The sequence below is a fragment of the Ochrobactrum sp. BTU1 genome (assembly GCA_018798825.1).
Lineage (GTDB): Bacteria > Pseudomonadota > Alphaproteobacteria > Rhizobiales > Rhizobiaceae > Brucella.
On record CP076355.1, the window covers coordinates 1,415,738 to 1,427,444 of the forward strand.

Sequence of the window (11,707 nt, forward strand, 5' to 3'; positions counted from 1 at the left end):
TCGCTAGATGGTGGCCACCGACGAACGAAGTAACTCACTTCCTTCGTGATCGCGCTTCAGAAACTAGCTGATACGTGACCCTGCTGGGGAATAGGTTAACGGTAGACCCACGGACTCTGACTCCGTTAGTCCTGGTTCGAATCCAGGTTCCCCAGCCAATTTATTCTATTACACAATCCTTATTTCGAAACTGTACCGCTTTAGCGCGGTTTACTCCTTAGTTTACAGAGTTGTTCATTGGCTCAAGCTTTCTGATCACTGATTCACCGAGCTTTGGATCGCGATTTAGATAGTGTGCGTTGAGGATCGAGCGGACATCACGGAGGCTGTGACCAGTGATTGTAGCTATCTCCGCTTCCGTACATCCTGCGAGTGCAAGTCGTGTCGGTTCCGCGCTGTACATGGGCGGCCATACTACAAAGACTTTTGGGGGAAGTAATGACGAGAGCGGGACACCTCTATAGCTGGGCTGGAACATGCTAAGAACGACCCATTCAATGAATATGGCTTGAAAATGTCGGTGTTAGTGGCGCGTTTCGCTGGCGGTATTCTTCGAGCGCTGTCGCGAAACAAGTCAATTTTTACGTGAAACAATCGCATCACCGATATGCGGTGCATTAGCTGCGGAATACATCACCGGCCCGATCATCCACTACCTTCGGGCAATTAACTTTCCATTACCTCCAGACGATGGTTCAGATGTTGGCCTTCACGCTGCAGCATTCGTCGTCGACGTGTATGGGATGTGGATCAGCGATGCGCTGGTCGAAGCTGGCACCGATAGGTTGAAACGTAAACCTTAGCAACTATCTAACTTTTTTCATGGCTGTCACCCGGCTCCTGAAGGCCAGGTTATCTACGTCATTTAGAATGGCGAGCGCTTGAATCTCTGCCGTTGGCGGTGCAACTTTTCGTAATCCCGCCAGCATCGGCAGATCACTTGCATTGCTGGGTATGACTAACTCAAATCTATTCGCCGCGACGCCTGAGCGATAGTCGATGGTCGATGTGCGACAAGAACACGGCTGATCTTTAAGGCTGAAACCGCCGCGTTTATGCGGCGCTCGTTCGCTTCATCCAGAGCGCTTGTGGCTTCATCCAGAAATAGGAACGAAGGGCGGCGATACAACGCACGCGCAAGAAACAGCCGTTGTTTCTGACCACCCGATAGCGAGCTTCCCAGATCGCCAATGAGCGAGTCGTACCGCATAGGCATCGCCATGATTTCATCTCGCATGGCAACCATTTGAGCGCATTCTTCTATCCATACCTGATCGGAATGTGGATCAAAGCAAGAGATATTTTCTGCGATGGTACCTGCAAACAACAGGTCGTCCTGCAACACAGTAGCAATGTGCCTGCGATAGGCAACTAGACCTGTCTCTCTGACGTCCACATCGCCCAGCAGAACTCTGCCTTCGCTTGGTTCAATAAGACCCGACATGATTTTCAGTAAAGTGGTTTTACCGCACCCAGATGGACCGGTGATGGCCACGCATTCTCCGGGTTCAATTATCAGGTTGATATTCCTGAGAACCTCTGGCAATCCTTCACCATAGGTATAGTGCACGTTCTCAACCCGCAACGGTAAGGAGTGCTCAATGGGTATTTGCAGTGGTAGCGCAGATAGGGTTGCGGCAGGTTCAGTTGACGTCAGAGCAATATCCGCTATGCGTTCGGTGTGAAGGGTAAGCATTTTCAGGTTGATCGCCAAATCAATTAGCCCCCCCCACACGCCCTACAAGCTGATCCTTGTAAGCAAGGAAGGCGATGAGCATCCCGACTGTCATGGCCCCATCCATTACGGACCTTGTGCCGAGTATAAGCATGATAATTCCGTCGCTGGCTGCAAGGAACGTACCGATGATACCGAAGAGCATATCAAGCTTCTTGATCCGGAGATCTGAGTTGATCACGTTGATCAGCAAAGTGAGCCATGCGCCCCTGCGGCGGTCATGCAGGTCCATGGTTTTAATGCTGGCAACACCACGGATGGTTTCGATGAAATGCGAATCCTCTTTTGCCCCCTGTATGATCGCTGCCTCATTGGCTGCGCGATATGGATGATAGGCAGCGACACGGATGGCCAGATGCAGCACAAGGGTGATTAATGCAACCACTGCAAGCCAGCCGCCATAAAGCACCATCATGACCAATGCCCCGATGGTCATGATGCCATCGAGGACCGCGCTCACCATGTCCGTCGTCAGTGCTGACTGAATGCTTGCCAGTGATCCGAAACGCGAGACCACATCACCAACGTGTCGCTTCTCAAAATACGAGAGCGGCAGACGCAGCAGGTGATCGAACAGCGCGGTTGTCCATTGCAGGTTCAGGTTTGTCCCCATGATGAGCACGGCCCATGTTCTGGCCAAACCAAAGATGAGTTGCAGGATTGTGAGTACACCAAGGCCAATCGTAATCAGTGTCAGGAGATTGTGATCCGACGCCACGATCACTTCATCGAAGATGATCTGCGATCCAATCGGTGTAAGCAGCGCAATGGCTTCCAGACAGAGTGACAAGGCAAATATCTGGAATAGCGCCCGCTTCAATCCGCTGATGCGCCGAAACATATCTGTAAGACGAATGCGTTCTTTCTCAACCTTGCGCTCAAAACCTTCTGCGGGCCAGAGTTCGAGAGCAACACCGGTAAAGCATTCTGACAACTCTTTAAGCAGGACCAATCGCCGACCACGAGCCGGATCATGAATATAGGCACCCTTAGCAGTTACCTTTTCCAGCACCACATAATGGCGCAGTTCCCAATGCAGAATGCAGGGTGTCTGAAGTTTTGACAGGTCCTCACGCTCGACGCGCACCGGGCGGGTGGCCATAAACAAACCGCTTGCGATGCGAGATATATCGAGGAGCGAGAGTCCTTTGACTGAAACCGCAAACCGACGCCGTAAGCTACTCAGATCAATCTCATGGCCATAGTACCCTGCGGTCATCGCCAGACATGCCAGTCCGCATTCCGCGACTTCGGTTTGCAGGATGACTGGTAGTTGCCGCTTCAATGACAGGGAAAAGTTCAATCTGCTCATCATGACGGGTTATTGTCGGCCTGCGTGGTGGCGCGGCCTCGCAGACTGTAAATCGGTTCAAGCAGCCATTGATATAGCGGGCGGGTATCAAGAAGCAGATCGGCTTCGACGCTCATGCCTGCTCTCAACGGCTCAGCTTGCCCATATGCCATAACGTTCGGCTGATCTGGCTGGGCAGTGATCCGATATTGTGCCTGTGTCGGTTGCGGCTGAGCCGCCAGCGCGTCCGCATTGGCTTCTCCCTGCCGTAATGTCACGCGAGAGACGTTTGTAACCCGGGCACCATATTGGCCGAACTTCTGATAGGGGAACGCCGTGTACCGCAACAGTACAGGCACGCCTTCCCGGATAAAGCCAATCGCTTTGCTGTCTGCAAGCAGATGCACTTCCATCTTCTCGCCGGTGGGCAGGATCGACACCAGTGGCGTTCCAGCTGCGACAAGCTGACCAGAATGTGCAAGGACCGCTGCAATCGTACCGTCGGCAGGTGCTGCAATTACAATGGCTCTGCGCGCTTCGGACTGAGCCAGTTGCTCTTTGAGCGTTGCTATTCGCTGGCGCATCTCACCAAGCCCGATTGCAGCTGAAGCGTCGAAACCGTCGAGCTTGGACCTGACATCTGATGCTGTACTTTCAAGTTGCACCCGTTCTCTGCGCAGACTTTCGAACTCCTGGCGGTTTTGCATATAGCTTTGCTCAGCAGCTTCGTAGCTGCGCTCGAGGGTAATGCCCTTGTCAACCAGCTCTCGGTATTTGACGGCACGGGGCCGTAACACGGCAATATATGTTTCGGTTTGTGCTATCTGCGCATCAACACGCTCTATCTCCTGTGTAATAGAGCGAGCACGTTCTCCCAAGGCACGCTTTTCAACCTGATCAAGCAGAGCGCGCTGCCTTATAGCCTCGTCAAGTTCATCAATACGGCTTTGAAGCTGGTCTTTGACGACACTCTCCGTCTCGCCAAGCCCAGTCTTGATGTCTGTAGCCACCAGAAATAGAGGATCACCTGCTTTAACAGTGTTCGCCTCTGCAGCGTGCACTTGTACGAGACGCCCGGTTTGCGGCGTAAAGATATGCAAAACACCCGCACTCGGAACGACAGCGCCATGGACGCGCACGCGGCGGGTGTATTGGCCGAACATCAGCACTACCAGAATGAGCGCAATAATGACCATGCCCACTCCTGTGGCTAGCTGAACCGAAATTGGTTGAATTAATCGAGGGTTACCTAGCCACGCAACGCGACGGGCAACGATGGCCTCATTTCGGAATAGAGAGACGTATTCCGCAGGGCCATAGGATGCTTCTCTAGCGGTATTCATAAGTCACACAATTGAATGATAAAAAATTCTCATAGTGATAAGTTTTCACGACGCGTCAAATATAGTCGTCGTGAGAATCTCAAAAGAAATTACACTAATTATAATTATCTAAATAATAGTATTGCTCTGTACGGCATCAGATTAAATTTAAGATTTCGAAATATATAACTTGCGAAAATATCACAGAATTCTAACGACCGTCGTGAAAAATATAATCATACTTATCGATAATATATTTACAGGTAATCCAAATCAACTCGAGAATTAAGCTCAAAGTAAAATAAAAAAACATTAGCGAACAAGATTGGGCCAAGGACAAAAGTTACCCAATATATTTTGTAGGCGGCACCCTCAGGAACTTTGAAATGTCGGAGCGATGAGCCCTTCCAGCCCCAGAGAGAGAAGTGTTCGCTAATGTTTGCCATCTGCAGGTCTACTTTATCTTTCGCCCCAACGAGATTTGAAACCTCCGAACTTCGGACCGAACTCGTTAGTCAGCTTCTCCATCAGTGTTCGCTCGTCGGTAGCGTTGAAGATATGTTTGCCAGAGTCAAACACTTCCCAATGGATTTTCCCTGTCTTTGCATCCATGATACGTCTGGTTTCAACTGTACCGCTTTGCCATGTGCCCCAGATTAAGAATCTTCTCGCACCTGCTTGAAAATACTCCTATTTTTCTTAATCTTTTTTAGACATTCAATTATAGTTACTGGAAAAGAAATAATGATAATTGTAAATAATGAAGAATAAAAATAATTCTTTAAATCCATATTCATATCAAAAGTTCCGTTACCTATAGAAAACATAAGTATAAACAACCCTAATGGGAAAACCCAAAAATTTAATATGATAGATTTAATCGACATACGTTACACTCATAAACTGAAATACAGGCAAGCAACATTGCTTGCCTGCTTGAATTTTAACGCCCTCCTCCACGGCCACCGCTATCACCGCCGCCTTTTTCCCGTCCACCGGAGTAATTTCCTCCCCCACGATTGCTCGGACTTGGGGAAGTCCACCCGCCACCTGATGAACCATAAGCGCCCCCTATCGCTCCCGCAATAGCGCCTTTCAACCCACCAAGAACGCCACCAATGGCGCCACCAATCGCTCCCCGAGCCACATTGGGATTTAGCCCAACAGCATTCGCACCATATACGTCTCTGCCAAGATAAGAATCCATAGCAGCATCTCTGCCGTCATTATTTCTTCCGCCGCGAGATTGGGGGCCGCGAGAAGCGCCAAAATCCGTGTTACGAGCCCCGCCATAATCTGGAGAATCTAGGCGACCACCGCCACTGACAATCTTCATTTCTTCGAATGTTAAAATGCGCATATTTATACCCTTTAATACTAATTAACTTTGGTAAAATGGCAATTTCTATTGGATCGCAACTTATTATGTGTGAATGCCATTTTCGAAAATGGCGTTCTTAAAGCTATCGACACTGTCGCAAAGAATCGCGGTTTAACGCGTTCAGCTTCCTTAGCTCAAGCTGCCAGACACGAAATTGATGTAGGCGTTTAAGCGCCCATCTTACAAAAAAGCGCTTGTTCCAAGATTGGTAGCAAATCGCGATTACATAAGTAGAACAGTAAATGACCGGTGGCATTCGTGTGAACTGATTAAACGAACCGCACTGAGCAGCAAATGCTCCATTCTCAAGCAATGAGATTGAGTGGGAAGCCATCGGTATCGTACGCTGCAAGCAGCACACTTATTTTTTTTGCGCAAAGTGCGTCCAATGCTTACTCCCTCAGATACAATGCCGGTCTCGATAGTGGACCTCGAAATTTCAGCGAGTGGCCAAGCAGTATTTTTTGCCGCCTTAATAATAGCTGTAGTGTTTGTAAAGATGATCGGAACGTACCGGGACGCATCTTACCGGCTTTTGGGGCTGGGCCCACGTTTTAGGCGCTTAGCATCCATAACCAAGGTTTGCCCTTTTGGCTTCTGCGCTAGTCGGGCCCTTTCGGGTGAGGCTGCCAAGACGTCTTCACGCCACAATTAACCAACATCGGCTATTTTCGCTGCCTGTCAGCAACATGCGAGGTATTCGCTCTGATATGCTAATTCTGTGCAACACATCCAGCATCCTGTCGAGGCGACTCCTCGCAAATGACCCTCAGTTGAACTATGTATTTCCGGAGGCAACAAACGTGTCTTTATAAAAGGTTACTTTATTGGCATTAAATAAAATCCGTTCTCTGTCTGTTTTAATCTCTGAATCTCCCAACCTGATCACCGCATTCCCGCTGAGTTGATTTATTTTTTTCGAAACTTTCTCGATGCGGTCTGCACTCATCTCAAATTAAGCTTCTTCGTTTCCGCATTCGCGCTGAAGAATACCGAAGATTCGGCCAAATCGATCAAAATTAAAGCTATTTTACAATGCATTTTTATCTCCTTTTCTTTACGATGAAGTAAACCACATACGTATTAAAATAAAAGTCCTATAAGTTCCTCACAACAAGTGAGGTATACTACTTCGACTTCCTGCACGCGACAGGCGGGTAAACTGATTGGAGAAATCGGACGTGCACGATGATTTTTATCCGTGCGAGTGAAGCGCGGAGGTGGCGCTGGGGAGCGACTGATCTTTCTGATGGCAAGCTCAGCATCCGTCAGCGCACCAACCGTTACGGTGAAAGAAAGCAAATGGTTTGGTGTTCGCCGACCTTCCCGAAAATATCGACAATCACCAGAACATAGTGAAGCGCCGGCGATTGGTTGCAGAAATAGCGGCTGGAGTGACCGTTTCTACTGGCAAAAAGACGCTACCTGCCAGTTTTCGGCCGAGATATTCAGGCTTCCACGCTCTCCGGCAATGGTATGCGTCTAATCGGCTGAGGCATACTTCCGTTTAGGTGAGGTTCGACACCTACGGCAATTTATCCCCATCATTGTATGCAGGAGGCGAACTGCGCGACGCTGAAAAAGCTCTGTTCTCAATCGACGTGAAACGCATCTAATTATCTAATAATTTCAGTGCTGAGGCGAATATCCTAACTCCGCTATTCCGGCTTCGAATCCGGGTGCCTTCGCCTGGGTTAGAAGTCGGATACGTGCTACAAAAAAATAGATATGAGTTCTTAGGGCATCGTAATCATTAATTTTTTACCCCGCACATTGAAAAGTATCTCGTGAAATTTCCCTTAGCCTTCGTTCAAACAACCGCGGGCCCTTCTCGGACATCACAAATTCTTATCTTAGCCTGAATAATTTGGCATTGAGTTGCCATATTATTCAGGCTACAAGGGGAAATCGACTTTGTTATCGACTGCCTCTCATAAGTAATTGAAGGCTTTTTCTTTCAATATCGTAAAAACAGCCGCGAAGTTCTATTCGCTTTTTTTTGGCTTGATCGAATTGAAAGGAATTCGTTATGGCAAATGGTACAGTAAAATTCTTTAATGGTACAAAAGGCTTCGGTTTTATTCAGCCAGATGATGGGTCGCCGGACGTTTTCGTACACATCTCGGCAGTAGAACGTGCGGGTCTTCACGGCTTGAATGAGGGCCAGAAGGTCAGCTTCGACTTAGTGGCAGACAGACGCTCTGGCAAGCAGGCTGCTGATAATCTTCAGGCACTATAAGCTTTATTGCTATCTGGATTTTGTCTCGTCTCCCTAAACACTGACAGAGGCATTTGGCATTTAAGAAGGTCGGCGCTCACCGACCTTTTTTATATTTGCGCAGTGTCCAATCACTCACGTTAGTCCCCAACTCAACACATCCGTTGGAGTATAGTTATGTCTAATGAGGATCAGTACCCGACAAGCGAAGCTCTTTTCAAATCGTCTTTATCGCAGGCCGAAATCAGGAGGGCAGACAAAGATAGTCGCGCAAAATCAATACTTGAGAATGAAAAGCTAGCCTTAGATACGAAAACTCAACGGCTGAAAGCAGCCAGGCTGCAGCGAGACAATCTCGCTTAATAAGCGCCTGAATCCAAGACGACCCCCGTTACCACTCCAGGTCATTTTTAGACCACAGGACAGCCGTTGTTAGATGACGAAGATAAAAGAGACATCATGGAACACTCTTATTTTCTTCCAGGCCAGGTTTGCGGCGATGGCTTTAATTCTCCAGCCCCACAAAATAGCCACCTCCGCGGATAGAAAGAAGCGCTTGAGGCTTCGCTGTCTGTATTTCGAAAATTCTGAAGTCGCCGTCGCGCTCCAGTCGCTATCTATGGGGTGTCTTTATCCAAATTTTTCATTAGCGGCAGGGAAATTGAGGGAAGCAGCTGCCGAGGTCCGGTTCGCTGATCGTTTCAACAAAAATTGAAGCTGTTTAATAAGCCATTTTGCTATAAGAGCCTCGCAGGACATAACAGCTTGGGAATGTACAGATTATGGATTGGTTTATTGTAGTCTTTGTTACGTTCAAGGTTCTCGTATTGGGAACTGGCATGTTCTTTGCCATCAAGTGGCATTACGATCAGGGCAAGAAGACGAAATAAAAATTCCACCGAACAGTTGCCGGGTAAAGCCCAGTTTACTCCCTGGAGAGTGTGGCCCGCCGCCGCTAAATGAAACGCTTAAGCATTGCCAAGATGATTGAATCTCAATGGTATGGCTGCTTGGCCTCCGCGCCACTAAATTTCGGACTTGGCAAAAATATCTCTCGCCAGGTCGATGTTGATGGGCGGCTTTCACTCCGACAATTCGGCTGCATTGTGCCCGACACAACTGTGATGGCACTGCTAACTTGCAAAGTCGGACACCATTTCCTAGAGATAGGTTCTTGCCCTTCCATTGTCTTGAAGGATTCAGTTAGAGGTATGACGACAGGATTTCGAAATATGCTGCTTTTGCTCGATATCTCGAATGATCAGTCAGCATTCCCCCTGATGATGGATGCTCGATCAGAAGATGCCATAGGGTTGCTGCGCGTCTAATCCTGCAGCGACCCCAATCCTTTTCACACAAAATGCGAAAAGTCCTGCTGGGCGACCAGTAGTGCTCACGTTTGGGATTTATTATGGCTATCTGGACCGAACTGGCGCGCGCCGGCAATATTGCTGGCGACGAAATAATATTGCGTCAAAGAGACGACATCTACGAAATCCGGTATAATGGGCTCGAGCTGATGTCGAACATTAATTTCCAATCGGAAACCATCCTTGCCGAGCGCTCGCTAAGACTGTTCGGAGGCTCGCCAAAGAGCGTGTTGATCGGGGGGCTTGGAATGGGTTTTACGCTCAGAGCCGCTCTTGACAACCTGCCCGATGATACTGAGATTACCGTTTGCGAATTCGTACCAGAAATCGTTGATTGGAACCGGACATATATTGGTCACCTAGCAGGCTTTCCTCTCGAAGACCCGAGGGTTAATTTATGTGTGGTCGATGTGATGGACAGATTACATCAACATCCATCAACATTCGATCTAATCCTCATGGATACCGATAACGGGCCGGATTTTTTGGTCAGGCACGAAAATGAAGCGATCTACAGCGACTGCGGTCTAACGGTCATAGAGCGCGCGCTCTCACCATCAGGGATTGCAAGTTTTTGGTCAGCAACAGCTTCGTCAGAGTTCGAGAATAAGCTCGCTGCTATAGACTGGCATTGGACCCGCCAGGATATTTGTTTGATCGGTGGAAGAGCAGATGCGTTCCATTACATCTATCTCGCCGAGCATCGCAGGGCGCTGACCGAGGGCTTATTGGCGAAAAAGTCGGATCACGGGATAGCGGCTATCACGCTCCTTTAATGTGCCACCCGGAATGGCGCTTTTCGCCATTCCGGGAACTGCCAAGGGTTGCAACGCTCGAGGTTACAGTCATGCGAAAGCTCTCTTTCATGAGGGCCTGATCGGATGGAGCCGGCACGGCTTAATTTTGGCTTTGATGACAATTCCCTCGCAAACCTTGGTGATGTTTCAGGAAGCCCAAATGACGTATTAGGTCATTGTTGGCTCCGTAAAAGCTGGAAGTCGCGTCAGATTGCGGATAAGTCCCTCTGGATTAATTTGATTAAGAGGGGTCTATGTCCTACTTCCCGAATTGGCGTTTAACCAACAACACGACCGTTTTACCTGACGAACGGCTTCCAGCTGCTGCCGCAGTTCCAATGGGCATTCAGCACTTACTGGCAATGTCCGGCTCCACCATTGTCGCGCCCCTGCTTATGGGCTTTGACCCAAATGTTGCGGTATTCTTTTCTGGCATTGGAACGCTTCTCTTCTTCTTTATGACTGGAGGGCGCGTGCCGAGTTATCTTGGCTCGTCCTTTGCCTTTATCGCAGTTGTAATCGCAGTTACCGGCTATGCAGGTAGCGGCCCTAATCCGAACATCGCTCTCGCTCTTGGCGGAATCATTGCTTGCGGCGCGATCTATGCCGCGATCGGGCTTATTGTCATGGCGGTTGGTACGGGTTGGGTTGAAAAGCTCATGCCTCCAGCCGTCACAGGCGCGATTGGCGTTGCAATCGGCCTCAACTTGGCGCCTGTCGCGGTAGGCCAGCTTAAAGGTACCGGTGCGCATATGACGATTGCGCTTTTGACGGTGCTTTGCATGGCGATGATTTCTGCCTATGGCGCGCTTGCTACCAAACGTGTGGCTGTCTTGCTGGCCTTGCTGTTCGGATACTGCTTAGTATTAATTTTCGGCAACGGCTTAGGCATCGTTCCTGGCATTAATTTTGCTGCAGTTGGTTCTGCGCCATGGTTCGGCCTGCCCGCGTTCACTACCCCTGTTTTCACGTGGCCGGCGATCACTTTGATCGCACCTGTGGCGATCGTGCTTGTGGCGGAAAACCTGGGGCATATTAAAGCTCTTGGTTCAATCACTGGCCAGAACATGGACCGCTATATCGGTCGCGGGTTTCTCGGCGATGGCATCGCGACAATGATTTCAGGCTCCGGCGGCGGCACCGGCGTCACAACCTACGCTGAACACATCGGCGTCATGGCAATGACGAAGGTCTATTCGACATTGATCTTTGTGATCGCTGCAGTGGTCGCAATTGCGCTTGGCATGTCGCCAAAATTTGGTGCCATCCTGCAGACGATCCCAGCACCCGTGCTCGCTGGACTTGCAGTATCCGTTTTCGGTCTTATTGCCTCGGCGATGGCGCGCATCTGGGTCGTCAACAAGGTAAACTTTGCTGATCCACGCAATCTATTCACCGTTGGTGTTGCGCTGATTTTCGGCGCAGGAGACTTTACTGTCAATATTGGTAGTTTTGCTCTTGGCGGAATTGGAACATCCACTTTTGCAGCTCTAATCATGTACCAGCTGCTGAGCATCGGCCGATCAAGCAGTGACGGGAAAATCTAGCAACGTGTCGCGCAAAACCCCTGGAGGTCTTGCGCGACACTCCCCC

At 49.3% G+C, this 11,707-nt stretch carries 6 protein-coding genes, 1 tRNA gene and 1 pseudogene; 5 read left to right on the forward strand and 3 right to left on the reverse strand.

Annotation, left to right across the window (positions count from 1 at the left end; translation table 11 throughout):
- The first annotated feature begins 84 nt into the window (after positions 1–84).
- A tRNA-Gln gene (locus KMS41_17920) sits at positions 85–158 on the forward strand.
- Positions 159–958: 800 nt separating this feature from the next.
- Here KMS41_17920 and KMS41_17925 read toward each other — a convergent pair.
- From KMS41_17925 to KMS41_17935, 3 genes and pseudogenes are all read right to left on the reverse strand, one after another.
- Positions 959–3,050: pseudogene (locus KMS41_17925) on the reverse strand (peptidase domain-containing ABC transporter).
- Positions 3,047–4,222 carry an HlyD family efflux transporter periplasmic adaptor subunit gene (locus KMS41_17930; GenBank protein ID QWK79354.1) on the reverse strand — a complete coding sequence of 392 codons (1,176 nt, stop codon included), beginning with the start codon at positions 4,220–4,222 and terminating at the stop codon, positions 3,047–3,049. The pseudogene KMS41_17925 and the gene KMS41_17930 overlap by 4 nt, the downstream one beginning before the upstream one ends.
- Positions 4,223–5,291: 1,069 nt before the next feature.
- The gene (locus KMS41_17935; protein QWK79355.1) at positions 5,292–5,708 is read right to left on the reverse strand and encodes a hypothetical protein; all 417 of its coding nucleotides are present in this window, start codon (positions 5,706–5,708) and stop codon (positions 5,292–5,294) included.
- Between the two features lie 2,050 nt (positions 5,709–7,758).
- Between KMS41_17935 and KMS41_17940 the strand changes: the two genes are divergently transcribed.
- From KMS41_17940 to KMS41_17955, 4 genes are all read left to right on the forward strand, one after another.
- A complete protein-coding gene (locus KMS41_17940; GenBank protein ID QWK79356.1) occupies positions 7,759–7,968 on the forward strand; it encodes a cold-shock protein in 210 nt (69 codons plus the stop codon).
- A 415-nt stretch (positions 7,969–8,383) separates the two neighbouring features.
- Positions 8,384–8,662 (forward strand): hypothetical protein, encoded by a 279-nt coding sequence (locus tag KMS41_17945; protein ID QWK79357.1) that lies wholly within the window; start codon positions 8,384–8,386, stop codon positions 8,660–8,662.
- A gap of 696 nt (positions 8,663–9,358) precedes the next feature.
- The gene (locus tag KMS41_17950) at positions 9,359–10,093 is read left to right on the forward strand and encodes a hypothetical protein (GenBank protein ID QWK79358.1); all 735 of its coding nucleotides are present in this window, start codon (positions 9,359–9,361) and stop codon (positions 10,091–10,093) included.
- 275 nt (positions 10,094–10,368) lie between these two features.
- Positions 10,369–11,661, forward strand: a complete 1,293-nt coding sequence (locus tag KMS41_17955; GenBank protein ID QWK79359.1) for an NCS2 family nucleobase:cation symporter — start codon at positions 10,369–10,371, stop codon at positions 11,659–11,661.
- Positions 11,662–11,707 lie beyond the last annotated feature (46 nt).